The sequence below is a fragment of the Streptomyces sp. NPDC087300 genome, from assembly GCF_044744425.1.
In the GTDB taxonomy this organism is placed as follows: Bacteria; Actinomycetota; Actinomycetes; order Streptomycetales; family Streptomycetaceae; genus Streptomyces.
The window spans coordinates 93,916-116,517 of record NZ_JBIUYI010000015.1 but is presented as its reverse complement, the minus strand read 5'-3'; the positions used below and the strand labels follow the sequence as shown (position 1 = coordinate 116,517).

Annotated in this window: 22 protein-coding genes; 10 read left to right on the top strand and 12 right to left on the bottom strand. The window is 70.4% G+C overall.

The features are described from left to right. The first annotated feature begins 142 nt into the window (after nucleotides 1-142). The 3 genes from ACIO9J_RS40375 to ACIO9J_RS40365 all read left to right on the top strand — a co-directional run bounded on the left by ACIO9J_RS40375 (nucleotide 143) and on the right by ACIO9J_RS40365 (nucleotide 2,796). On the top strand, nucleotides 143-1,279 hold the full coding sequence (locus ACIO9J_RS40375) for an ABC transporter ATP-binding protein (protein WP_402010328.1): 1,137 nt from the start codon (nucleotides 143-145) through the stop codon (nucleotides 1,277-1,279). A gap of 272 nt (nucleotides 1,280-1,551) precedes the next feature. Further along, nucleotides 1,552-2,007 (top strand): hypothetical protein, encoded by a 456-nt coding sequence (locus ACIO9J_RS40370; protein ID WP_402010326.1) that lies wholly within the window; start codon nucleotides 1,552-1,554, stop codon nucleotides 2,005-2,007. 66 nt (nucleotides 2,008-2,073) lie between these two features. Beyond that, entirely contained in the window at nucleotides 2,074-2,796 is a 723-nt protein-coding gene (locus ACIO9J_RS40365) for an NDP-sugar synthase (RefSeq protein WP_402010324.1), read from the top strand. Nucleotides 2,797-2,933: 137 nt separating this feature from the next. Here the strand turns inward: ACIO9J_RS40365 and ACIO9J_RS40360 are convergent, their stop codons facing one another. From ACIO9J_RS40360 to ACIO9J_RS40330, 7 genes are all read right to left on the bottom strand, one after another. After that, nucleotides 2,934-4,580, bottom strand: coding sequence for a DoxX family membrane protein (locus ACIO9J_RS40360; protein ID WP_402010323.1), 1,647 nt, complete (start codon nucleotides 4,578-4,580; stop codon nucleotides 2,934-2,936). A 115-nt stretch (nucleotides 4,581-4,695) separates the two neighbouring features. Further along, nucleotides 4,696-5,646, bottom strand: a complete 951-nt coding sequence (rlmB, locus tag ACIO9J_RS40355) for a 23S rRNA (guanosine(2251)-2'-O)-methyltransferase RlmB (RefSeq protein WP_402010321.1) — start codon at nucleotides 5,644-5,646, stop codon at nucleotides 4,696-4,698. Between the two features lie 107 nt (nucleotides 5,647-5,753). Next, complete coding sequence (gene cysS, locus ACIO9J_RS40350) at nucleotides 5,754-7,172, bottom strand: cysteine--tRNA ligase (protein WP_402010319.1); 1,419 nt, start codon at nucleotides 7,170-7,172, stop codon at nucleotides 5,754-5,756. Nucleotides 7,173-7,270: 98 nt separating this feature from the next. Further along, nucleotides 7,271-7,675, bottom strand: coding sequence for a PPOX class F420-dependent oxidoreductase (locus ACIO9J_RS40345; RefSeq protein WP_402010317.1), 405 nt, complete (start codon nucleotides 7,673-7,675; stop codon nucleotides 7,271-7,273). Between the two features lie 78 nt (nucleotides 7,676-7,753). Continuing rightward, the gene (ispF, locus tag ACIO9J_RS40340) at nucleotides 7,754-8,263 is read right to left on the bottom strand and encodes a 2-C-methyl-D-erythritol 2,4-cyclodiphosphate synthase (protein WP_402010315.1); all 510 of its coding nucleotides are present in this window, start codon (nucleotides 8,261-8,263) and stop codon (nucleotides 7,754-7,756) included. Then, complete coding sequence (gene ispD, locus ACIO9J_RS40335; protein WP_402010313.1) at nucleotides 8,253-8,981, bottom strand: 2-C-methyl-D-erythritol 4-phosphate cytidylyltransferase; 729 nt, start codon at nucleotides 8,979-8,981, stop codon at nucleotides 8,253-8,255. The genes ispF and ispD overlap by 11 nt, the downstream gene beginning before the upstream one ends. A gap of 317 nt (nucleotides 8,982-9,298) precedes the next feature. Continuing rightward, nucleotides 9,299-9,781 carry a CarD family transcriptional regulator gene (locus ACIO9J_RS40330; RefSeq protein ID WP_003953493.1) on the bottom strand — a complete coding sequence of 161 codons (483 nt, stop codon included), beginning with the start codon at nucleotides 9,779-9,781 and terminating at the stop codon, nucleotides 9,299-9,301. A 716-nt stretch (nucleotides 9,782-10,497) separates the two neighbouring features. On the opposite strand from ACIO9J_RS40330, the gene ACIO9J_RS40325 reads away from it, so the two are divergent. Further along, nucleotides 10,498-11,247 carry a DUF461 domain-containing protein gene (locus tag ACIO9J_RS40325; protein WP_402010311.1) on the top strand — a complete coding sequence of 250 codons (750 nt, stop codon included), beginning with the start codon at nucleotides 10,498-10,500 and terminating at the stop codon, nucleotides 11,245-11,247. 74 nt (nucleotides 11,248-11,321) lie between these two features. On the opposite strand, the gene ACIO9J_RS40320 is transcribed toward ACIO9J_RS40325, so the two are convergent. Continuing rightward, nucleotides 11,322-12,002, bottom strand: a complete 681-nt coding sequence (locus ACIO9J_RS40320) for a response regulator transcription factor (RefSeq protein ID WP_030682312.1) — start codon at nucleotides 12,000-12,002, stop codon at nucleotides 11,322-11,324. Beyond that, nucleotides 11,999-13,264, bottom strand: a complete 1,266-nt coding sequence (locus tag ACIO9J_RS40315; protein WP_402010309.1) for a sensor histidine kinase — start codon at nucleotides 13,262-13,264, stop codon at nucleotides 11,999-12,001. Before ACIO9J_RS40315 ends, ACIO9J_RS40320 begins: the two co-directional genes overlap by 4 nt. Before the next feature lie 273 nt (nucleotides 13,265-13,537). Here ACIO9J_RS40315 and phoU point away from each other — a divergent pair, with 273 nt between their 5' ends. Beyond that, nucleotides 13,538-14,218 carry a phosphate signaling complex protein PhoU gene (gene phoU, locus ACIO9J_RS40310; RefSeq protein WP_402010308.1) on the top strand — a complete coding sequence of 227 codons (681 nt, stop codon included), beginning with the start codon at nucleotides 13,538-13,540 and terminating at the stop codon, nucleotides 14,216-14,218. A gap of 69 nt (nucleotides 14,219-14,287) precedes the next feature. On the opposite strand, the gene ACIO9J_RS40305 is transcribed toward phoU, so the two are convergent. After that, on the bottom strand, nucleotides 14,288-14,446 hold the full coding sequence (locus ACIO9J_RS40305) for a hypothetical protein (RefSeq protein WP_402010306.1): 159 nt from the start codon (nucleotides 14,444-14,446) through the stop codon (nucleotides 14,288-14,290). A 231-nt stretch (nucleotides 14,447-14,677) separates the two neighbouring features. On the opposite strand from ACIO9J_RS40305, the gene ACIO9J_RS40300 reads away from it, so the two are divergent. From ACIO9J_RS40300 to ACIO9J_RS40285, 4 genes are all read left to right on the top strand, one after another. After that, nucleotides 14,678-16,666, top strand: a complete 1,989-nt coding sequence (locus tag ACIO9J_RS40300) for an Ig-like domain repeat protein (RefSeq protein WP_402010304.1) — start codon at nucleotides 14,678-14,680, stop codon at nucleotides 16,664-16,666. A 144-nt stretch (nucleotides 16,667-16,810) separates the two neighbouring features. Beyond that, nucleotides 16,811-17,014, top strand: coding sequence for a hypothetical protein (locus ACIO9J_RS40295; protein ID WP_402010302.1), 204 nt, complete (start codon nucleotides 16,811-16,813; stop codon nucleotides 17,012-17,014). Between the two features lie 172 nt (nucleotides 17,015-17,186). Next, nucleotides 17,187-17,876: a DUF4232 domain-containing protein gene (locus tag ACIO9J_RS40290; RefSeq protein WP_402010300.1), complete on the top strand. Its 690-nt coding sequence runs from the start codon at nucleotides 17,187-17,189 to the stop codon at nucleotides 17,874-17,876. Between the two features lie 231 nt (nucleotides 17,877-18,107). Beyond that, complete coding sequence (locus ACIO9J_RS40285) at nucleotides 18,108-18,437, top strand: hypothetical protein (RefSeq protein ID WP_402010298.1); 330 nt, start codon at nucleotides 18,108-18,110, stop codon at nucleotides 18,435-18,437. Nucleotides 18,438-18,547: 110 nt separating this feature from the next. Here the strand turns inward: ACIO9J_RS40285 and ACIO9J_RS40280 are convergent, their stop codons facing one another. Further along, nucleotides 18,548-19,309 carry a phosphoglyceromutase gene (locus ACIO9J_RS40280; RefSeq protein ID WP_402010297.1) on the bottom strand — a complete coding sequence of 254 codons (762 nt, stop codon included), beginning with the start codon at nucleotides 19,307-19,309 and terminating at the stop codon, nucleotides 18,548-18,550. 187 nt (nucleotides 19,310-19,496) lie between these two features. On the opposite strand from ACIO9J_RS40280, the gene ACIO9J_RS40275 reads away from it, so the two are divergent. Beyond that, nucleotides 19,497-20,894, top strand: coding sequence for an MDR family MFS transporter (locus ACIO9J_RS40275; protein WP_402010295.1), 1,398 nt, complete (start codon nucleotides 19,497-19,499; stop codon nucleotides 20,892-20,894). Here ACIO9J_RS40275 and ACIO9J_RS40270 read toward each other — a convergent pair. Then, nucleotides 20,836-22,512 (bottom strand): glycosyl hydrolase family 28-related protein, encoded by a 1,677-nt coding sequence (locus tag ACIO9J_RS40270; RefSeq protein ID WP_402010294.1) that lies wholly within the window; start codon nucleotides 22,510-22,512, stop codon nucleotides 20,836-20,838. The two genes, ACIO9J_RS40275 and ACIO9J_RS40270, sit on opposite strands and share 59 nt — an antisense overlap. Between the last annotated feature and the right edge of the window lie 90 nt (nucleotides 22,513-22,602).

The following is a 22,602-nucleotide window of genomic DNA, read 5'->3' as shown; positions in this document are numbered from 1 at the left end:
TCCTCGAAGCCCGCGGTCCTCCGACTACTGACAGACCGCGGGCCTCCGGGGTACCGTCACGAGCAGTTCACCCAGGTGGACTACACCACTCCCTCTACTCGGATCGTCCGGCACGTTCCTGCCGGTGAAGGGGGCCCTCACCATGGCCACTGTTACGTTCGACAAGGCGACCCGCATCTACCCGGGTGGCGACAAGCCCGCCGTGGACGGTCTCGACATCGAGATCGAGGACGGCGAATTCCTCGTCCTCGTCGGTCCTTCCGGCTGCGGCAAGTCCACCTCGCTCCGCATGCTCGCGGGGCTCGAGGACGTGAACGCCGGCGCCATCCGCATCGGTGACCGCGACGTCACGCACCTGCCGCCGAAGGACCGGGACATCGCCATGGTGTTCCAGAACTACGCGCTGTACCCGCACATGACCGTCGCCGACAACATGGGCTTCGCGCTCAAGATCGCCGGCGTCAACAAGGCCGAGATCCGCCAGAAGGTCGAGGACGCGGCGAAGATCCTGGACCTCACCGAGTACCTGGGCCGCAAGCCCAAGGCGCTCTCCGGCGGTCAGCGCCAGCGCGTGGCGATGGGCCGCGCCATCGTGCGTGAGCCGCAGGTCTTCCTCATGGACGAGCCGCTGTCGAACCTCGACGCCAAGCTCCGCGTCTCCACGCGTACGCAGATCGCCTCGCTCCAGCGCCGCCTCGGCATCACCACCGTGTACGTCACCCACGACCAGGTCGAGGCCATGACCATGGGCGACCGCGTGGCCGTGCTCAAGGACGGGCTGCTCCAGCAGGTCGACTCGCCGCGCAACATGTACGACCGCCCGGCGAACCTCTTCGTCGCGGGCTTCATCGGCTCGCCCGCCATGAACCTCGTCGAGGTCCCGATCACCGACGGCGGCGTGAAGTTCGGCAACAGCGTCGTGCCCGTGAACCGGGAGGCACTGTCCGCCGCCGCCGACCGCGGTGACCGCACGGTCACCGTCGGCGTCCGCCCGGAGCACTTCGACATCGTCGAGCAGAACGGCGCCGCCGCGAAGTCCCTCTCCAAGGAGACCGAGGACGCCCCGGCCGGTCTCGCCGTCTCCGTGAACGTCGTCGAGGAGCTCGGCGCCGACGGCTACGTCTACGGCACCGCGGAGGTGGGCGGCGAGAAGAAGGACCTCGTCGTCCGTGTGAACGGCCGTCAGGTCCCGGACAAGGGCGCGCAGCTGCACGTCGTGCCGCGGCCGGGCGAGACCCACGTCTTCTCCACGTCGACGGGCGAGCGCCTCTCCGACTGACGCGAGGACCGGGCCCCAGGGGCCGGGACACGTCCCGCAGACGTCCGCGTGAACTCCCGTGAGGGGCCCGGCACCACGGTGCCGGGCCCCTCACGCGTGCGCCACGCCCGCGTTCCGCCGGGCGGACGCCTTCACGTTGTCGACAAATACCCCGGCACATCGGTCATTTCGCCCACCCCTCGTCAACGCCCGCCCGACGAAACCTTCTTCTATGTCGCTCGACCGAGTGACTAAATGTCGCCAAATCATCACCTAGCGCTACGCTCACTCGCGTGACGCATTCCGCCAACTACACCCAGAAGCCGCGCCGAGCCCACCGGGGCCCCGCCCGCCGCATCGGCCGCACGCTCGCCCTCGTCCTGCCCGTGATGCTGGTGCTTTCCGGGACCCTCGCGGTCACCAGCGTCAACTGGTCCGGGAACTCGTCGGATTCGATGCTCACCGCATCCGCCGACGACCTCTCCGTACCGGCCAAGTCCCGTGCCCCGCAGGACATCCTGCGCGACCGGCTCCTGGTCGAGCTCCAGGAGAAGAACCCGGGCGTGGCGCTCACCCACCTCCAGCGGGAGGTGAACCGCCACCCGTCGCTCGCCAGGCACTGCATGTCCATCGCCCGTGCGCTCGGCCGCGCCGCCGTGCAGGCGTACGGCCCGACCCGCGCACAGTCGTACGCCCGCCCGGTCTGCGACACGTCCTTCGCGACAGGCGTGGCCCGCCAGGCTTCTTGAGCCGTCCGGCGCCTGGGGGCCGGGGCCCGGGGCAGCGCCCCGCGGCATCCGCATATCGTGCAGGGCATGACTGCTGACCCGCCCCCCAGGCAAGCCGTGATCCTCGCCGGAGGCCAAGGCTCGCGACTCCGCCCCTACACCGACGACCGGCCGAAGCCGATGGTCGAGATCCCCGGCACGGGGACCCCGATCATCGGCCATCAGCTCGCCTGGCTCGCCGAGGAGGGCGTGACCGACGCCGTCGTCTCCTGCGGTCATCTCGCCGAGGTCCTCAAGGACTGGCTGGACGCGGCGGATCTGCCGCTCAACGTCACCACGGTCGTCGAGAAGGAACCCCTCGGCCGCGGCGGCGGCCTCAAGTACGCCGCCCGCCACCTGCCGCACGCGGACCGCCCCTGGTACGCGACGAACGGCGACATCTGGACCCGCTTCTCCCTGCGCGACATGGCGGCCTTCCACGCCGAGCGCGACGCCACCGCGACCCTCGCCCTGGCCAGGCCCCGCATTCCGTGGGGCGCCGTCGAGACGGACGCGTTCGGCCACATCACGGACTTCATCGAGGCCCCGCCGTCCCCGTACCTCATCAACGCGGGCGTCTACGTCTTCTCCGCGTCCTTCACCGGGCTGCTGCCCGACCTCGGCGACCACGAGCGCACCACGTTCCCGCGGCTGGCCCGTGAGAAGCGCCTGGCGGGCTTCCCGCTGCCGCAGGGCGCCTACTGGCGCGCCATCGACACCGCGAAGGACCTCACCGAGGCCGCCAAGGAGCTTGCCGCACAGCGCCGTTGAGGGAGAGTTGAGGGAGACAGGGCCCACTCGCCGTCCCTCCCGTACGCCGATGGGCCCCGCACACCGGGTGTGCGGGGCCCATCTCTCGTACGAACGGGACGACCAGCCGGCCGGGACGACCGGCCGGGTCCGGCGTCTCAGCGGCCGAGAACGCCGCCCAGGAGGCCGGGCTTCTCGCCGCCCGCGCCACCGGAGCCACCGGAGCTCCCGGAGGCTCCTGAGCCCCCCGTGGTGCCGCCACCGCCGCTGGACGTGGGTCCGGTGCTGGTGGTCGGCTGCTGCTGCTGCGGCGCGGACTGCTGCGGCGGGGCCTGGCCCGCCGTGCTGCCGCCCTGCGTCGTCTGACTGGGCCGCTGCTCCGAACCGACGGTGCCGGTCTCGCGGGCCGTGCCGGGCGCCGTGGCGCCCTGCGTGGGGCTCGCGGAGCTGCCCTGCGTCGGGGACCCGGTCGACTGCGAGGGAGTTCCCGACTGGCGCCGCTGCTTCTTCGCGGGGTCGCTGGGGAGCGGGGAGCCGTTCTGCTCGTTGCGCGGCGCCTCGCCGGGGCCCGGCACCGTGACGCGGTCCGCGTCCCGTACCGCGCCGCCGAGCAGCGAACCGATCAGCAGCGTGAGGCCGACCACGACCGAGCCGACGAGGCCGCCGCGGCGCAGCACGCGCCGCCGCAGGTCCCAGATGGCGGCGCGGGGGCCGAGCGTGCGCCAGGCCTCGCCCGCGAGGCGTCCGTCGACGGAGTAGACGGGCGCGCCCGCGATGATCAGCGGCGACCAGGCGGCCAGATAGATGATGTCCGGCGCGTCGTAGGCGGGCACGGTCTTCCAGCTCACCGTGACGATGAGCGCGGCGGAGAGCAGCACGCCGATGGAGGCGGCCAGGCGCTGCCAGAGCCCGAGCACCGTCAGCACGCCGACGATGACCTGGAAGAAGGCGATGCAGAGGCCGGCGCCCACCGGGTGCTGGAGGGCGAAGTCGCGCAGCGGCTCGGCGAGCGCCCAGGGGTGCAGCGAGTTGAGCCACTTGACCATGGAGCCGCGCTCGCCGCCGTCGAAGTAGACGGGGTCGCACAGCTTGCCCATGCCGGCGTAGATGGAGATGAAGCCGAGGAAGACGCGCAGCGGGAGCAGCACGACGCCGAGGTTCATCCGGCGCCCGGGGTAGTAGGCGTGCCGCACGGGATCGGACCCGTACCGCCTGACGCGCCGCTCGCCGTCGTCGCCTTCGGTCTCGTCGTAGTCGTCGTCGAACGCGTCGCCCGCCTCGGCGAGCCGCTCGTCGTAGTCGCTGCTCGGCATCCGCATCTGCGGCAGCAGCCGGGTCTCTGGTTCGGGGCCGCGCGGTCCGCCGACGCCGGGCGTCGCGACGGTGCCGGGGCCTTCGTCGTCGAGGTCGACGCGCGGGATGACCTGGGTCGCGCCGCCGTCGTCGTACGGCCCGGTGTCCTGGGCCGAATGGCGTACGCCCGTGCCACGCACCGCTTGCAGCAGTCCGGTCGCTCCGGGGTCGCCCGGCTCGGACTTCCCGCTCCAGACGACGGGGGCGCGACGCTTGGCGGCGCCGCCCACGACCGGGATGCGTACCGTCTCGTCGGGAGTGCCCAAGTGGCGTGAGATGCGCGGGGATTGAGTGCGCCCAGCGGCGGGGAGCTGCACGCGGAAACTCGCGTGATTGACGATGACCTGCGCCGGGTCGCTCGGCACCTTCACCATGCTCAGCGCGGGAGCTTCGTCGAAGCCTGACGAGCTTCCCCCCGTGGGTGTGCGGGGTGTTCTGGTGTCCACACTCATCTAACCGAGTGATGTGTGTTTAGGACACTGCCTTGACCATGTGGAAATGTCCGGGCCGCGTCAAGAGATCAACGCGGCCCGGACATCCTCACACGTGTGGGTGTACCAGCGCGGGCTAGTCGCGGCGGCGGGACGCCTCGTAGAGCACGATGCCCGCGGCCACACCGGCGTTCAGCGACTCGGCGCCGCCCGGCATCGGGATCCGCACCCGGTAGTCGCAGGTCTCGCCGACGAGCCGGGACAGGCCCTTGCCCTCGCTGCCGACGACGATGACGACCGGACCGTTCAGCGCGGGCAGGTCACCGACCTCGTGCTCGCCGTCCGCCGCGAGGCCGACGACGGCGACGCCGGCCTTCTTGTACGCCTCCAGGGCGCGGGTCAGGTTCGTGGCGCGCGCGACCGGCGTGCGCGCCGCCGTACCGGCGGAGGACTTCCAGGCGCCGGCCGTCATGCCGGCCGCGCGCCGCTCGGGCACGAGCACACCGTGCCCGCCGAACGCGGAGACGGAGCGGACGACCGCGCCGAGGTTGCGCGGGTCGGTCACGCCGTCCAGCGCGACGATCAGCGGGTCCTTGCCCTCGTCGAAGGCGGCGGCCACCAGGTCCTCGGGGTGCGCGTACTCGTACGGCGGGACCTGGAGGACGAGGCCCTGGTGGTTCAGGCCGTTCGTCATGCGGTCCAGCTCGGGCCGCGGCGCCTCCATCAGGTGGATGCCGCCGCGCTCGGCCGCGAGCTGGAGGGCCTCGCGGACCCGCTCGTCGTTGTCGATGAACTGCTGGACGTAGAGCGTGGAGGCGGGCACGCCGTCGCGCAGCGCCTCGAAGACCGGGTTGCGGCCGACGACCATCTCGGACGACGCCTTGCCGCCGCGGCCCTTGGGCGCGGGACGGCGGGGGGCGCCCGCGGACTTCTTGGCCTTGGCGTTGGCGATGCGGTTCTTCACATGCCCCTTGCGCGCCTCGGCGGGCGGCGTCGGACCCTTGCCCTCCAGGCCGCGGCGCCGATTGCCGCCGCTGCCGACCTGCGCGCCCTTCTTGCCGGACATGCGGCGGTTGTTAGCGGCCATGACCTACCTGTCTGTCGTGATGCGTGTGCGCGCACGTGCGTGCGCGTACGAGGTGTACGTCTATGAAGTGTGCCGCCCGAATCGCCGGGCGGCACATCAGCGGGTGCCTAGCGCGGGCCGAGCGTCCAGCGCGGGCCGCTCGGGCCGTCCTCGATGACGAGGCCCGACTGGTTGAGCGAGTCACGGATGGCGTCGGCGGTGCCCCAGTCCTTGCGGCCGCGGGCGGCCTCGCGCTGGTCCAGGACGAGCCGCACGAGGGTGTCGACGACGCCGTGCATGCTGTTGAGAGATCCAGTCTCGCCGCGGTCGCTCGCGCCACCCGCCCAGTGCGCGTCGAGCGGGTCGAGGCCGAGGACGCCCAGCATGGCCCGCACCTCGGCGAGCCGCGCGATGGCGGCTTCCTTGTCGTCGGCGGCGAGGGCGGAGTTCCCCTGCCGGACCGTGGTGTGCACGATGGCGAGCGCCTGCGGGACGCCCATGTCGTCGTCCATGGCGTCGGCGAACGCGGGCGGCACCTCGGCGGCGGCGTCGACGACGCCCCCGGCCTTCTCCACCACGCGCTGCACGAAGCCCTCGATGCGGGCGAACGCGGACTCGGCCTCGCGCAGCGCCTCCGGGCTGTACTCGATCATCGAGCGGTAGTGCGGGGTGCCCAGGTAGTAGCGCAGCACGATGGGGCGCCACTGCTTGACCATCTCGGAGACGAGGACCGAGTTCCCGAGGGACTTCGACATCTTCTCGCCGCTCATGGTGACCCAGCCGTTGTGCACCCAGTAGCGCGCGAACGTGTCGCCGAAGGCCTTGGCCTGGGCGATCTCGTTCTCGTGGTGCGGGAAGATCAGGTCGATCCCGCCGCCGTGGATGTCGAACTCGGTGCCCAGGTACTTGTGGGCCATCGCCGAGCACTCCAGGTGCCAGCCGGGACGGCCGCGGCCCCAGGGGGTCTCCCAGCTGGGCTCCCCCTCCTTGGCGGCCTTCCACATGGCGAAGTCACGCGAGTCGCGCTTGCCGGTCTCGCCCTCGCCGGAGGGCTGGAGCAGATTGTCGAGCTCCTGGTTGGAGAGCTCCAGGTAGCCGGGGAAGGAGCGCACGTCGAAGTAGACGTTGCCCTCGGCCTCGTACGCGTGACCGCGCTCGATGAGGCCGCGCATCATCTCGACCATCTCGGTGATGTGCCCGGTGGCGCGCGGCTCGTAGGTGGGCGGCAGGCAGCCGAGGGCGTCGTACCCGCTGTTGAAGGCGCGCTCGTTCTCGTAGCCGATCGACCACCAGGGGCGGCCCTGTTCGGCCGACTTCTTGATGATCTTGTCGTCGATGTCCGTCACGTTCCTGATGAACGTCACGTCGTAGCCGCGGTAGGCGAACCAGCGGCGCATGATGTCGAAGTTCAGCCCCGAACGGATGTGCCCGATGTGCGGGGCCGCCTGCACGGTGGCACCGCAGAGGTAGATCGAGACACAGCCGTCGTTGAGGGGGCTGAAGTCACGGATCTGCCGGGCGCTGGTGTCGTACAGGCGAATCGTCACCACACCAGGGTAGTGGGCGCAGGGCAGTGCCCCGCGACCCCTTGGGCCACAGGGCACGGAACTGTGACGTTGCGGTGTCCTGGACGCCCGCGGCGCCCTCAGATGCTCCCGACGACCTTGCGCGCCGAGACCCGCACGACGACCCGCTCGCTGTCGTCCTTGGAACCCGGATTGAAGTCGGCGTAGTCCTTGCCGGTGTACTTGCGCGACAGCTCGTCGATGAGCTCCTGCCCGCCCTCGGTCGTCATCGTCGCCGTGCCGCGGATCTCCGCGTACGTGTAGGGGGCGTCGAAGGGCTGGACCAGCACCGTCACGCGCGGGTCGCGCCGCAGGTTCTTCTCCTTGCGGCGGCCGATCGTCGTCGAGAACAGCAGGTCGTCGCCGTCCCGCGTGACCCAGACCGGCGACACCTGGGGGCTGCCGTCGGGCTGGATGGTGGCGACCGAGATGAAGACCGGCGAGTCGAGCAGTTTCTTGAGCTGGTCGGACAGTGCGGCGGACATGAAAGTCACTCCTTCGTGGGCGGCTGGTGGTACGAGGCATACGCCAGTACACGGCGTAGGACTACCCCGATATCAGCCTCAGACTGTCGTGCGTACGACCAACGCGGTGGCGATCGCGGCGAGTCCGTCGCCGCGGCCGGGGAAACCGAGGCCGTCGGTGGTGGCCCCGGAGACGGAGACGGGCGCGCCCGCGGCCTCGGAGAGCACCTTCTGCGCCTCCTCGCGGCGCTTGCCGATCTTGGGGCGGTCGCCGACGACCTGCACGGCGACGTTCCCGATGGTGAAGCCGGCCGTTCGCACGATCCGGGCTGCCTCGGTCAGCAGGGTGAGCCCGGAGGCCCCGGACCACTCGGGGCGGCCGGTGCCGAAGTGCGCGCCGAGGTCGCCGAGGCCCGCCGCGGAGAACAGCGCGTTGCACGCGGCGTGCGCGACGACGTCGGCGTCGGAGTGCCCGGCGAGCCCGGGGCCCTCGCCCTCCCACTTCAGGCCCGCGCACCACAGCTCGCGGCCCTCTTCGAAGGCGTGGATGTCGGTGCCGATGCCGACCTGCGGCAGTACGACCAGGGGCTCGGGGGTCTCAGAAGCCATCGTTGGCCCTCCTGCGCGCGAGCACCGCTTCGGCGAGTACGAGGTCGAGGGGGCGCGTCACCTTGAACGCCTCCTCGTGTCCCGGCACCACGACGACCGGCTCGCCGAGCTGCTCGACCATGCTCGCGTCGTCCGTGACGTTCTCGGTGACGCTCTCGTGGGCGCGCACCAGGAGGGACCGGTCGAAGCCCTGCGGGGTCTGCACGGCGCGCAGCCTGGCCCGCTCGGGCGTGGCCACGACGGGCTCGGGCAGCCCGGCCTCCCGCGGCTCGACCTGCTTGACGGTGTCGGTGAGCGGCAGCGCGGGGACGACGGCGCCCGCGCCGTCGCGGACGGCCTCGATGACGCCGTCGACCGTGTCGACGGGCACCAGCGGGCGGGCCGCGTCGTGCACCAGGACGATGTCGATGCCCTCGGGCAGCGCGTCGAGACCGGCCCGCACGGACTCCTGACGGGTGTCCCCGCCGGGTACGACGAGGAAGTCGGTGCGGCCGGGCAGCGCGTGGTCGTCGAGGAGGGTCTTCACCTCGGGGGCGCCGTCCGGGGGTGCCACGACGACGACGAGGGAGACGGCGCGGGACTCCGCCATGGCGCGCACGGCGTGGATGAGCATCGGGGTGCCGTTCAGCGCACGGAGCGCTTTGGGGGCGCCAGGGCCGAGGCGCACGCCCCGTCCTGCCGCGGGAATGACCACCGCGGTGCGGGATTCGCTAGACATCGGTTCCGTTCAGGTTTGTGTGCTCGGCCGACATGGGTATGGCCACACCGTGCCGGGCGGAACGCCTTGACCGGACCCTTCCGTGACATCTGGTCGAACCAGCTGCCCGAGCCCGGCACACCAACACGGTCCCCTGAGGACCGCTCACATGCCTGCCCGGGTGGACGAGGGAATTCGTCGCCGTCCGACAAGATTCGTCCGAGAAGGATCCGGGTACGAACATGCCGCAGCGCCCGGCGACTCCGTAAAGGGTCAGCGGGCACCGCGGCATCATTGCGCCAGGCCGGCCGGGGCTCGCGCCTCGGGCCGTATGCGCGTCAGGACGCGAGAACCTCGTCCAGCAGGGCCTCGGCCTTGTCCTCGTTCGTGTTCTCCGCGAGGGCGAGCTCGCTCACCAGGATCTGCCGTGCCTTGGCGAGCATGCGCTTCTCACCTGCGGACAGTCCGCGCTCGCGCTCCCGACGCCACAGGTCACGCACGACTTCCGCGACCTTGATGACATCGCCCGAGGCGAGCTTCTCGAGATTTGCCTTGTAGCGACGAGACCAGTTCGTGGGCTCTTCGGCGTACGGCGCGCGCAGTACCTCGAAGACCCGGTCCAGTCCATCCTGACCGACCACATCACGCACGCCGACGAACTCCGCATTGTCCGCTGGCACACGTACCGTCAGGTCGCCCTGGGCGACCTTCAGCACCAAGTAGGTCTTGTCCACGCCTTTGATCTGGCGAGTTTCGATGGCCTCGATCAGCGCGGCCCCGTGATGGGGATAGACCACGGTGTCGCCAACCTTGAACGTCATGTGACAGGTACCCCTTCCGTGGCTATCCATCCTAACACGAGAACCGCCTCTTCTGAATGGCGTTTTCGCAGGTCAGGGCATATCTCGGGGCTTGACAACAGCAACAGGAACGTGCTGCGGAGGGGCCGCGGAACGGGGTATTCGCAGGTCGGAGCCGCTCTCCGGGGAGGCGGAAACACACACGTTACGTACCCCTCAAGAGCGCCCCAAGAGGTCGAACGTCCCGGTTTGCCAGGTTCCAAGCGGAGGAGTTCCGCTACTCCGTTCGGAGGACGGAGAGGTGTGCGGATCGTTGTGCGGATCGACGTCCCGGGCGATTCCAGAATTGATCAAGAAGCCGGATGATCAATTCTCCGGACCCCCATGCATTCCTTACGGGAAATCCGCAAGGCGGGACCGGAGAGCCGTTGACGGCGCTTATGTGAATGATGAACGAGGGGCCTACAGGTACTCCTGAGGTCAATGTGCGGGACGTGAAGAGGCCGGGGCGGAGTCGGAGCGGCGACGGGGCGGCGACGGAGCGCGGTGTGACGATCGGACGACCGCCGGGAGTCGTCGCGCGCCCCCTAGGCACGACCCCTCGGTGCGCAAGGGGCGGGTCGGGTGCGGTGGCACGGGAACGGCTCGGTAACCTAAGCCCGCTGACACACACTTAGGACGGCTTTACGGCCGTCCGCCCCTCCCGTACCGCCAACGTTCAAGGAGTTGCCGCCGCCGTGAGCCGCAGCCTTCGACGCGGCGCAATCGCCGCTTCCGCCATCGCGTTCTCGCTCGCCACGCTCGCCGCCTGCGGCGCCGGCAACAACGCGCAGACGATGGAGGTCAAGCCGGACAATGCCGCGACCACCGTCGGTGACATCAAGATCCAGAACGCCATGGTCATCACGCAGCCGGACCTGAAGTCCAAGGGTCCCGCCGTGATCTCCGCGACGGTCTTCAACAACGGCAGGACCGCCCAGGACCTGGAGTCGATCACGGTCGACGGCACCGACAAGAAGGCGGCGCTCACGCCCGGCAAGGACGACAAGGACTCCAAGTCGAAGGGGAAGCTGACCATCCCGGCCGGCGGCTCCGTCGTCATCGGCGGCGAGAACAACGCCTCCGCGGTCCTGCCGAGCAGCCGTGAGGCCGTCAAGGACGGCAACGCGCAGAAGGTCACCTTCTCGTTCAGCAAGACCGGTGACGTGGCGCTCCAGACGTTCGTCGTGCCCGCCGAGAGCTACTTCTCCAAGTGGGGCCCGAGCGAGCTCCCGCAGGCGCCCGACGGCAAGCCGGCCAAGGGCGCGTCGGGCAACCCGTCCGGCAAGCCCTCGGGCAAGCCGTCGGACGGCGCGAGCGGCAACCCCGAGGGCCAGGCGGACGACGCGCACACGAACCCGTCCGGTGAGGCGTCCGACGGCGCCTCCACGAACCCGTCCGGCGACGCCTCGCACGGCGCGGGCTCCGGTACCGGCACGGAGCACTGAGCGACGTACACACGCGTGAAGAAGGGCGGGACCCCGGTGGGGTCCCGCCCTTCTTCATGGCTTCAGGATGCTCTTTACGGCTCGAACTTGTAGCCGAGGCCGCGGACCGTCACCAGGTAGCGCGGCGCCCCCGGGTCCGGCTCGATCTTGGCGCGCAGGCGCTTGACGTGGACGTCGAGCGTCTTGGTGTCGCCCACGTAGTCGGCGCCCCAGACGCGGTCGATGAGCTGCATGCGGGTCAGTACCCGGCCCGCGTTGCGAAGGAGCATCTCCAGGAGGTCGAACTCCTTGAGCGGCAGGTCGACCTTGGAGCCGGAGACCGTGACCACGTGGCGGTCCACGTCCATGCGGACCGGGCCCGCCTCCAGGGCCTGCGGGGTGACCTCCTCCGGCTCGCCCCTGCGGCGCAGGACGGCGCGGATGCGCGCGACCAGCTCACGGGACGAGAAGGGCTTGGTCACGTAGTCGTCGGCTCCTATTTCGAGGCCGACCACCTTGTCGATCTCGCTGTCCTTGGCGGTGACCATGATCACCGGGACGTTGGAGCGGCTGCGCAGCTGGCGGCAGACCTCGGTGCCGGGCAGGCCGGGCAGCATCAGGTCGAGCAGGACGAGGTCGGCGCCGTTGCGCTCGAATTCGTCGAGTCCGTCCGGGCCCGTCGCCGCGATGGCGACTTCGAAGCCCTCCTTGCGGAGCATGTAGGACAGAGCGTCGCTGAAGGATTCCTCGTCCTCGACGACGAGCACTCGGGTCACGGAAGGACCTCCGGGGCAGGAATGGGTTCGTACGTAGTGGTCGCTGCGGTCTCGTCCGGCGATGCGTCCTCGGCGTCGAGGCCGCCGCCGTGACCTGTTCCGCGGTCGCGGTGCGCGGCTGCCTCGGGCAGCCGCAGGGTGAAGGTGGAGCCCTGACCCTCGGAGCTCCACACGGTGACTTCCCCGCCGTGCGAGGCGGCCACGTGCTTGACGATGGCGAGGCCGAGGCCGGTGCCGCCGGTGGCCCGTGAGCGGGCCGGGTCGACGCGGTAGAAGCGCTCGAAGATGCGCTCCTTGTCCTTGTCGGAGATGCCGATGCCCTGATCGGTGACCGCGACCTCGATGAGATCGCCGCCGGGTGCGGTGACCCGGCGGGCGGCTATGCCCACGCGGGTGCGGGCGGGGCTGTAGTTCACGGCGTTCTCGACGAGGTTGCCGAGTGCCGCGGCCAGCTGGCCGCGATTGCCCCAGATCTGCAGGTCCGCGGTGCCTCCCGCGGCCATGGTGATCTGCTTGTGCGATGCCTGGTGCCGGCTGCGGTCGATCGCCTCCGCCACCAGTTCGTCGACCCTGACGGGTTCGGCGTCCTCAAGGGGGTCGTCGTTCTGGACCCGGGAGAGGTCGATCAGTTCCTGTACGAGGCTGGTCAGGCGGGTCGCCTCGATCTGCATGCGGCCCGCGAAGCGCTCGACGGCCTCGGGGTCGTCGGAGGCGTCCATGACGGCTTCGGAGAGGAGGCTCAGGGCGCCGACGGGCGTCTTCAGCTCGTGGCTCACGTTGGCGACGAAGTCGCGGCGCACCGCCTCGATGCGGCGGGCCTCCGTGAGGTCCTCGACCAGGAGGAGCACGAGCCGGGAGCCGAGCGGCGCCACGCGCGCGGAGACCGCGAGGGCCTCGCCGCGTCCCGTGCCGCGCCGGGGCAGGTCCAGCTCGACCTGGCGTATCTCCCCGTCGCGGCGGGTGTCGCGGGCCATCTGGAGCATCGGCTCCACGGCGAGCTTGCCGCCGCGGACCAGGCCCAGCGCGTACGCCGCGGAGCTCGCCTTGACCACGCTGTCCGCCTCGTCGAGGACGACGGCGGAGGAGCGCAGTACGGAGAGGACCGTGTCCACGCCGGGCGGCAGGACGGGGTCGGTGTGCAGAGAGGTTCGGGTGGGGCGTTTCTGGTCGCGTTCGCTCCAGCGAAACGCCAGCATGGCGATCACGCCGGTGCACACCCCGGCGATCGCTGCCGCTGCGGCGACCGCCGCGTTCACGTCCATGGCTCCAGGTTATGCGCCCGTGGAGCGCCGGTCACAGCCATACGAGTGCCGCCTCGAACACTCGTCGCCCAGAGTTCACCGAGGGGACGGATCCGGTTCATTTCCTCCGATCGGTCCCGGACGGGCCGGACGCGAGCCTTCGCACCTCGTCGCCCACAGTTCACCTTGATGACAGAGGTGGTTCATTCGGGGTGCCGGAAACGGACGCGTCCGGGCCACACCGTGGGAGCGTAGGGGCCAGCCCCCTGAGACGTACGAGAGAGGGACAGCCACATGCGGGACGCGTACCACGAGGAACTTGACTCGATCGGCGAGGGCCTGGTCGAGATGGCCCGCCTTGTCGGGTCCGCTATCGGGCGCGCCACGACGGCCATGCTCGACGCCGATCTGAAGATGGCCGAGAGCGTGATCGCGGCCGACCAGAAGGTCGACGACCTTCAGCACGACCTGGAGGCCCGCGCGATAGCCCTGCTCGCGCGCCAGCAGCCGGTCGCCACGGATCTGCGCATCGTCGTCACCTCGCTGCGGATGAGCGCCGACCTGGAGCGCTCCGGCGACCTCGCCCAGCACGTCGCGAAGCTGGCCCGGCTGCGCTTCCCCGACTCCGCGGTGCCGCGGGACCTGCACGCCACCATCCTGGAGATGGGCCAGCTCGCCCAGCGCCTGATGGCGAAGGCTGCGGAGGTCATCATCACCAAGGACGTCGACCTCGCGCTCCAGCTGGAGCAGGACGACGACGAGATGGACCAGCTGCACCGCACGCTCTTCCAGCACCTGATCGACGACCGCTGGAAGCACGGCATCGAGACGGCCGTCGACGTCACCCTGCTCGGCCGCTACTACGAGCGCTTCGCGGACCACGCGGTGTCGGTCGCCAAGCGGGTCGTGTACCTGGTCACGGGCGAGCACGCGGACGAGATCCAGCCGACGGGGACGCCGGTGGAGGGGGCCTAGCCCTGGCTCTTCGCACGTGAACGTGCCCCGTGCCGCCGGTCTTTCCGGGTGGCACGGGGCACACGTGTGTCAGCCGCAGCCGCCGCCGCACTGGCAGGAGCCGCCGGACTGGCAGCCGCACTGGCAGCCGGGGCCGCAGCCGCAGGAGCCGAGCAGGACGAGCGCGGGCAGGGCCCGTGCGCCGGACCGCTGCTCGGTGAGGGTTTCGGGCTTGGGGGACACGGCCATGGTCTCCTCCTCGTAGGCGTACTGGCGTACTGCCTGATGCCCATTCCATGCCCAGCGCCGAGGGCGCATCAACGGCGCACGCGCGCGTGGCGGGACCCGGAACCCCGGTGGGCCCCGGGCGAAACTCCGTTCACTGTCTTCACAGGAATGCCTTAATGTGAGGGCGCTGTAACGGGGGGTCAAGTCCCGGTCGTCTGACCTGGGTTCTTCATATGTGGGGGGTCACATACCGTGCGTACGCGCACCATCTCGACCGCGACAGCGCTCGCGGTCCTCTTCAGCTCCGCCGCGCTGGTCGCGGTGGCATCGGGCCCGGCGCTCGCCGACTCGGCCAAGGTCCTGAACGTGAAGTCGGCGGGCGACGTCCTGGTGGACGGGGAGCACCAGCGCGTCTACGTGTCCGACCCGCGCGGCGGCAAGATCGTCGTCACGGACTACGCGGGCGCCGTCAAGGCGACCCTGGACGGCCTGCCGGACGTCGACGGGCTCGCGCTCTCGCCCGACTCGCGCCAGGTGTACGCGGCGGTCGCCGGGCTCGACCGGATCGTCTCCGTGGAGACCTCGACGTACACACAGAGTGCGAGCTACGCGCTGGACGGCGCGCAGAAGCCGCGCACCCTCGCGCTCGCGAGCGGCAAGCTGTGGTTCGGCTACGGGCCCGACGCCGCGGGCGGCATCGGCTCGCTGGACCTGTCCGGTGCCGAGCCGGTCGTCGCGCTCGGCCAGGACGGCGACGCGAGCTTCTACGCCGCTCCCGAGCTGGGCTCCGACCCCGACTCGGGGATCCTCGTCGCGGGCGAGAAGGTCACCAGCAACGACACCCTGACCGTGTACGACGTCTCGGGCCCGCAGCCGACGACGGTGGCCAGCAAGTCCGTCGACGGCGGTTTCTTCGACGACATCGCGGTCTCCCCCGACGGCACGCAGGTCGTCACGGCCAGCGGCTCCCCGTACTACCACCCGGTGTACTCCACCAAGGACCTGTCCCCCGTGGGCCGTTACGACTCCGGGGACTACGGCGCGGCCGTGGACATCGCCCCGGACGGCACCGTGGCGGCGGGCACCTCCTCCTGGTACCGGCCCGACGTGCACATCTACAAGCAGGGCCAGTGGTCCAAGATCCGCGACTACGAGTTCCCCAACACCGGTACCCACAGCGGCGGCGACACCCTGGCCGAGGGCGGCCTGGCGTGGGCGCCGGACGCCAGCAAGCTCTTCGCCGTCTCCTCCAACAGCGCGGGCGTCTACTCGCTGCGGGTCCTCGACGCGCCCGCCAAGTACCTGCCGAAGCTCACGGTCAGCGCGCCCGAGAAGGCCCCGCGCGCCAAGTCGCTCACGGTCAAGGGCAAGCTCACCTCCACCGGCATCCCGGCGGGCACCTCCCTCACGGTCACGCGCACGGACGTCGAGTCGGCGGCCCCCGGCAAGACGCTGCCCGCGGTCAAGACCGCGGCGGACGGCTCCTTCTCGTTCAAGGACACCCCGCCCGCGGGCGGCAAGGTGACCTACAAGGTCGCGTACGCCGGTGACGCCACGCACGCCGCGACGTCCGCGTCCGACGCGGTGGAGGTCTCCCGCTCCACGCCGAAGCTGACCCTGAACAAGAACGGCAACACCTACTCCTACGGCGCCGACGTCTCCTTCACCGCGCACCTCGGCACCACCTACAAGAACCGCACCGTCGAGATCTGGGCCGACCCGTACGGCGGCGACAAGCCCAAGAAGCTCGTCAAGAAGGGCACGGTCAACTCCCGCGGCGACCTGTCGGCGACCGTCGACATGAAGCGGGACACGGTGGTCACGGCCGTCTTCTCCGGAGACGCGCGGTACGCCTCCAAGAAGGCCACATCCACGGCGTACGCCAAGGTCAAGATCTCCAGCTCCGTCTCCAGGCACTACAAGACGGGCAAGATCGGCTCCACGAAGTACCACTACTTCCACAAGAACACCGACCCGGTGCTCTCCACGAAGATGACGTACTACAAGGGCCGCAAGCAGCGCTTCGAGCTCCAGGTCTACGGTCCCGACCGCAAGTGGCACTCCACCGGCACGGAGTACTTCGCGCTCTACCCGGACGGCACCTCCGCGATCAGCATCGGCGCCCCCGGCCAGTCGGGCATCCGCGCGCGCATCCGCTCGTCGTACGTGAACGGCAGCTCGGGCGACAACGTGAACTCGACGACGCACGGGGCGTGGCAGTACCTGAACTTCACGCGCTGAGCCAGTGGGCCGATCCGGCCCGGGGTGGGCGCTTTGCCGCCAACCCCGGGCAACTGGCCCGTCACGGGGGTGCGTTCACGCTACACAGGAAGGCCGGGACGTTCCGTCGCGCCTGCTTGGGGAGGCCGGCCCGTGGTACTCACGATGGATCTCGCCGTTCTGCTGGCCGTCGTCATCTTCCTCCTGGTCCGCAGACCCCCGAGGCCCCGGAAGCGGATCGACGCGGTCCTGACCATGACCCTCGTACTCGTCTTCGGCGTCCTCATCGCGCCCACCGGCTTCGGCCAGTGGGTCCTGGACACCACGGGCGAACTCACCCAGGGCGTGACCAAGGCGGGCACGCCCTGACCTGACCGCACCGATCGTCTCCAGCGCCGTGCGCCCATAGGGGCACGGCGCTGCCCTTGTGGGCACGCGCTGTGACAGAACGAAGACGGCGCGGTGGATCGGCCGTAACTGCCTGCGAGATACAAATACTCCAGACCGCCTGACATGCACCGACCACTTCTGGGGGAACACCGTGAAGACCACCCGCCTCACCGCTCTCGCCGCCATCGCCGTCGCCGCCTCGCTCTCGCTCACCGCGTGCAACGGTGACGACTCCGCGGACGCCTCCGCCAAGGGTTCCGGCTCCTCCTCGTCCTCCTCCGACGGCGGCTCCTCGTCCGCCGGCTCGGACGACGCCGCGAAGCCGGGGGGCGGCGGCGCGGAGGCGGGTTCGGGCTCGGAGGCGGGCTCCGGCCAGGGCAAGGGCACCAAGGACGAGGCAGGAGCGGGCAGTTCCTCGAAGACCGGCGGCGGCAAGACCACGTTCTGCAAGACGGCCGACCTCGCCATAGACGCCGCCGACGCCGCCCCCGACGAGACCGAGGGCCGCATCAACATCACCATGATCAACCGCGGCTCCACCACCTGCTCCGCCACCGGATTCGCCGGCGTCGACATCAAGGACGAGGACAACACCTCCAACCCCGTCGAACGCGGCCAGGCCCAGCCCCGCATCACCACCCTCAAGCCCGGCGACGCCGCCGTCTTCAACCTCTCCTACACCAACGACACCAGCGGCAAAAGCCTCGCCTCCCCCACCAACATCATCGTCACACCCCCCAACGAGACCCACTCCGTCACCCTCGACTGGCCCACCGACGCCTCCGACATCAAGGGCGCCTACACCGACGTCCAGGTCTACCCCACCCACACCACGAACTAGCGCGGGCGCGACCTCGTCGCGAACGGCCCCGGCACGACCAGAAGAAGGCCCCCAACCTGCGGAGATCCGCGGGCAAGGGGCCTTCTTGGCGTGGGACGGGGCGCATGACCTTCGGCCCTACACCGGGGCGCGCTCGTTGCCTAGCTTTGTCGGGTCCGCAGGTCTGTAGGCCCGTAGGTCCACAGGTCCGTAGGTCCACAGACCCGTCGACCTGGAGAGGAGGGTGGCCGGATGTCACAGTGGGTGGTCGTCGCCCTCGCGTTCTCGGGCTCCGTCTGCTGCGTCAGCCTGACGTCGCTGGCCAAGCTGATCGTCAAACACCGCAGGGAAGACCGAAGGCGAGCCCTGAACGGCCCGGATCCGATGTGCGGCTGCGGGCACCACCTGGCGTTCCACGACCCCTCCGAGGGCGTCTGCCACGCTCCGGCACAGGTGCCTGTCGCATGGGACTGGACCGGGGACCCGAGCAAGTTCGAAGAACGCCGGTGCTCGTGCCGCACGTACGCGGGCCCCGAGCCGCTGCCGTCCTTCCACACGCCTGAGCTGGTGGGTCGGGGCTAGGGGGGTGGCTGAAGCGTTCCTCCGCGGGGCCCCCGGAGCGGCGAAAAGCCCCCTGCCAGCGGGAGACCCGCAGGCAGGAGGCTTGAACCGGCACGCCGGAAGCGCTGGGGCTACTTCTTCTTACCCTGGTTCTTGACCGCCTCGATCGCCGCCGCCGCCGCGTCCGGGTCCAGGTACGTGCCGCCCGGCTTCACGGGCTTGAAGTCCGTGTCCAGTTCGTACGCGAGCGGGATGCCCGTCGGGATGTTCAGGCCCGCGATGTCCTCGTCCGAGATGCCGTCCAGGTGCTTGACCAGGGCGCGGAGGCTGTTGCCGTGGGCCGCTACCAGGACCGTCTTGCCGGTCAGGAGGTCGGGGACGATGCCGTCGAACCAGTACGGGAGCATGCGGACGACGACGTCCTTGAGGCACTCCGTCTGGGGGCGCAGCTCGGGCGGGAGCGTCGCGTAGCGGGGGTCGGAGAACTGGGAGTACTCCGCCTCGCGGTCGAGCGCCGGCGGCGGGGTGTCGTACGAACGGCGCCAGAGCATGAACTGCTCCTCGCCGAACTCGGCCAGGGTCTGGGCCTTGTCCTTGCCCTGGAGGGCGCCGTAGTGGCGCTCGTTCAGGCGCCAGGAGCGGTGGACCGGGATCCAGTGGCGGTCGGCCGACTCCAGGGCGAGCTGCGCGGTGCGGATCGCGCGCTTCTGGAGCGACGTGTGGACCACGTCGGGGAGCAGGCCGGCGTCCTTGAGCAGCTCACCGCCGCGGACCGCCTCCTTCTCGCCCTTCTCGTTGAGGTTGACGTCCACCCAGCCGGTGAACAGGTTCTTCGCGTTCCATTCGCTCTCGCCGTGGCGGAGGAGGATCAGCTTGTACGGTGCGTCGGCCATGGCTCCGAGCGTAATCGAACCCGGGGGCCCCTCGCGCGCGCGGGCGCGGGGCTGGACGGTGACGCGTCAGTTGACGGCTCCCGTCAATTGGGTAGCGGGGCGGGACCTTCGGCTCGTAACGTGCGGGAGCCGCTAGAGACACTTACACGCACCGACGTTCCGGGGGTCCGCCATGCCAAACGCCGTCATGAGCCACATGAGACGCGCCGTGACCGAGAGCGTATCGGGGCTCCCCCGTGCCTTCTGGTGGCTGTGGACGAGCACTCTGGTCAACCGGCTCGGGGCCTTCGTCGCGACCTTCATGGCCTTGTACCTGACCCTGGACCGGGGCTATTCGGCCTCGTACGCGGGACTTGTTGCCGCCCTGCACGGGCTCGGCGGCGTCGTCTCCTCGCTCGGCGCGGGCGTGATGACCGACCGGCTCGGGCGACGGCCCACGCTGCTGATCGCGCAGGCGTCGACGGCCGTGTCCGTGGCCGTGCTCGGGTTCATGGAGCACCCGGTCGCGATCGCGGGCGTCGCCTTCCTCGTGGGCATGGCGAGCAACGCCTCGCGGCCCGCCGTGCAGGCGATGATGGCGGACATCGTGCGGCCCGAGGACCGGGTGCGGGCGTTCTCCCTCAACTACTGGGCGATCAACCTGGGCTTCGCGATCTCCTCGGCGGGCGCCGGGTTCATCGCCTCGTACAGCTATCTCGCGGGCTTCCTGATCGAGGGCGCCATGACCATGGTCTGCGCGATCGTCGTCTTCGTGAAGCTCCCCGAGTCGCGGCCCGTGCGCACCGCCCTGGAGAAGGCCGCCGAGCCGGCGGTCGGGCTCGGGACCGTGCTGCGGGACGGGCGGTTCATGGGCGTGGTGGGCCTGTCCTTCCTGGTCGCGCTGATCTTCCAGCAGGGGTCCGTGGGACTGCCGGTGGCCATGGGCGAGGCGGGGTTCACGCCCGCCGACTACGGCGTCGCGATCGCCGTGAACGGCGTCATGATCGTGGCCCTCCAGATCCCCGTCACGCGCTTCATCGAACACCGGGACCCGCGGCGGCTGTTGGTGATCTCCTCGCTGGTCGCGGGGTACGGCTTCGGGCTCACCGCCTTCGCCGGGTCGGTCGGCGTCTTCGCCCTGACGGTGTGCGTGTGGACGCTCGCCGAGATCGTCAACGCGCCGACGCAGACCGGCCTCGTGGTGCGGCTCTCGCCCACCCACGGGCGCGGGCGCTACCAGGGCATGTACACGCTGTCGTGGTCGGTGGCCGCGCTGGTGGCGCCCCTGATGTCCGGCGTCATGATCGACCGGTTCGGCGCGGAGTGGCTGTGGGGTTCGTGCGCGGTGATCGGGACGGTGGCCGCGCTGGGGTACTGGGGGCTGATGCGGCGGCTTCCGGAGGAGGACCACCTCGCGGAGGGGCGCGTCGTGGAGGAGCGCGCCACAGAGGGGCGTGTCGTGGAGGAGCGCATCGCGGAAGGCCCCGTCTCGGAGGCTCCCGTCGCGGGAGTCCCCGTCGCCGAAGCCCCCGTCGAGGCCGTCGTGCTCAGTGGCGCAGATCCCGCTGCGCCTCGTACAGATTCCGTGGCCGCACCGCGTCCGTAGTGCCGTACAGCTCAAGGCGCGCGTGCAGGTCGCCGGTGAAGTCGGGTACGTCGATCTGGTCGAACTCGCGGACCTCGTTGATGCCCACCGTCGCGCTGTGGGGCGCGAGTTGGTCGATCTTCATCAGGCCCGCGCGCTGGTTGGTGACGCGGATGTTCCAGTGCGTGAAGCGGGCCCCGAAGAGGGGGCCCGCGCTCGCGTCGCCGCCGTGCCTGCCGTTGTTGTCGACGGTGATGTCCGTACGGACGTTCGCGAAGGGCATCCCGCGGTGCGAGTCGAAGGTGCCCATCTCCATGCGGCCGCGTGACCAGACGTTGTACGAGGAGAGGCCCTCGACGTTGATGCCGTGCAGCTGCGTGCCCGCGGGCGCGGGGACCGTGCGCTCCTCGATCACGAAGTCCTCGATCAGGTTGTCGTGCGAGCCCTCCCGGCAGAAGTACGGGTGGTGGGAGCCTCGGCCCGCGACGCGGGTGCGGCGCAGGGTGCAGGCGGAGGCGCCGACCAGGCCGAAGCCGTTGTCCACATGGCGTACGACGACGTCGTCGGCCCAGCAGTCGTACGCGCACTGGAACGTGACGCCGTTGTGGCCCTTGTCCAGGAGGTGCGGGGACTGCGGGGTCTCGACCGCTTCGAGGGTCAGCCCCTCGACGCCGGAACCGGTCAACTCCCTTACATGGGTGGTGAGTCGCGGATCCCATTGCGGGCGTACGTCCAGCGGCAGGGGGCGCTCGAAGGTGACCTCGCGCGTCCGGGGCGCGACCGAGGCGATCCGTACGGGCCACTCGTAGGGGACGTACGACGTGAGCTTGGTCTTGTCGTCCCAGGTGTACGCCTCGGGGCCGGGGCCGCCGCCCGCCATGTGTTCGAGGAGCGTGTGGTCCGCGTCGTCGGCGAGGCGGAGCAGGACGAGGTCGCCCTCGCGCAGCCGGGAGGCGTCGGCGACCGTCACCGACCGGTCGCCGCGGCGGGCGGGCGCGACGGTGGTGAGGGTCTCCCATTCGTCGCGCTTATTGCCGGTCCAGCCCTCGAAGGGCCAGTCCTTCGCCTTGATCGCGGTGGTGAGCGTCTCCCAACGGGCCGCGGGGCAGAGCCAGATGAGGCCGCCGGCCCAGGACCAGCTGGACTTGTCGCCGCCGTAGCGGGAGCCGTAGGGGCCGATCAGCTCGGTGAGGTTCTTGGTGGCGAGCAGGGTGGTGCGGCCGCTGCCCGCGCCGCGCAGGGTGACGTGGTCGTGGCCGATGCGGATGACGTCGTCGACGCGGAAGGTGCCGGGCGGGACGAGCACCGTGCCCCCGCCGGACTTACCGGCGTCGGCGAGGGCGCGGTTGATCGCGGGGGCCGCGTCGGACGTGCCGTCGGGCTTGGCGCCGTAGTGGCGGATGTCGAACTGGCGCTTGTGTCGGGGAAATCCACGGGTGCCGGTCAGGGCGCCCGCGCGGCCCACGTAGGGGATCTGCGGGTGGGTGTAGGGGGTCCGGGTGAACTCCCGCCAGAGGGTGGGGGTTTGGGTCCGGGCGGCCCGGTGCGGCGGGGAGGCGTGGGCCGTGCCGCCGGTGACGGCCGTCGCCGCTACGGCTATCGCGCCGCCGAGTACGCCGCGTCTGCTGGGGTGCCCCATGCCTCGCCGCCTTCCATCGTCCATGGATGTGAACTCAGTTCATGCTTGCGATGGGCCGGAGCATGGCATGGCGGGGCGCCTGGCGGAAGG

Bases quoted from the DNA above. Each gene is read 5' to 3' on its own strand.
- ACIO9J_RS40375 (WP_402010328.1), top strand. From the start codon at position 143: ATGGCCACTGTTACGTTCGACAAGGCGACCCGCATCTACCCGGGTGGC.
- ACIO9J_RS40365 (WP_402010324.1), top strand. From the start codon at position 2,074: ATGACTGCTGACCCGCCCCCCAGGCAAGCCGTGATCCTCGCCGGAGGC.
- ACIO9J_RS40360 (WP_402010323.1), bottom strand. From the start codon at position 4,580: ATGAGTGTGGACACCAGAACACCCCGCACACCCACGGGGGGAAGCTCG.
- rlmB (WP_402010321.1), bottom strand. From the start codon at position 5,646: ATGGCCGCTAACAACCGCCGCATGTCCGGCAAGAAGGGCGCGCAGGTC.
- ACIO9J_RS40345 (WP_402010317.1), bottom strand. From the start codon at position 7,675: ATGTCCGCCGCACTGTCCGACCAGCTCAAGAAACTGCTCGACTCGCCG.
- ispF (WP_402010315.1), bottom strand. From the start codon at position 8,263: ATGGCTTCTGAGACCCCCGAGCCCCTGGTCGTACTGCCGCAGGTCGGC.
- ispD (WP_402010313.1), bottom strand. From the start codon at position 8,981: ATGTCTAGCGAATCCCGCACCGCGGTGGTCATTCCCGCGGCAGGACGG.
- ACIO9J_RS40330 (WP_003953493.1), bottom strand. From the start codon at position 9,781: ATGACGTTCAAGGTTGGCGACACCGTGGTCTATCCCCATCACGGGGCC.
- ACIO9J_RS40315 (WP_402010309.1), bottom strand. From the start codon at position 13,264: ATGGACGTGAACGCGGCGGTCGCCGCAGCGGCAGCGATCGCCGGGGTG.
- phoU (WP_402010308.1), top strand. From the start codon at position 13,538: ATGCGGGACGCGTACCACGAGGAACTTGACTCGATCGGCGAGGGCCTG.
- ACIO9J_RS40305 (WP_402010306.1), bottom strand. From the start codon at position 14,446: ATGGCCGTGTCCCCCAAGCCCGAAACCCTCACCGAGCAGCGGTCCGGC.
- ACIO9J_RS40295 (WP_402010302.1), top strand. From the start codon at position 16,811: ATGGATCTCGCCGTTCTGCTGGCCGTCGTCATCTTCCTCCTGGTCCGC.
- ACIO9J_RS40285 (WP_402010298.1), top strand. From the start codon at position 18,108: ATGTCACAGTGGGTGGTCGTCGCCCTCGCGTTCTCGGGCTCCGTCTGC.
- ACIO9J_RS40280 (WP_402010297.1), bottom strand. From the start codon at position 19,309: ATGGCCGACGCACCGTACAAGCTGATCCTCCTCCGCCACGGCGAGAGC.
- ACIO9J_RS40275 (WP_402010295.1), top strand. From the start codon at position 19,497: ATGAGCCACATGAGACGCGCCGTGACCGAGAGCGTATCGGGGCTCCCC.
- ACIO9J_RS40270 (WP_402010294.1), bottom strand. From the start codon at position 22,512: ATGGGGCACCCCAGCAGACGCGGCGTACTCGGCGGCGCGATAGCCGTA.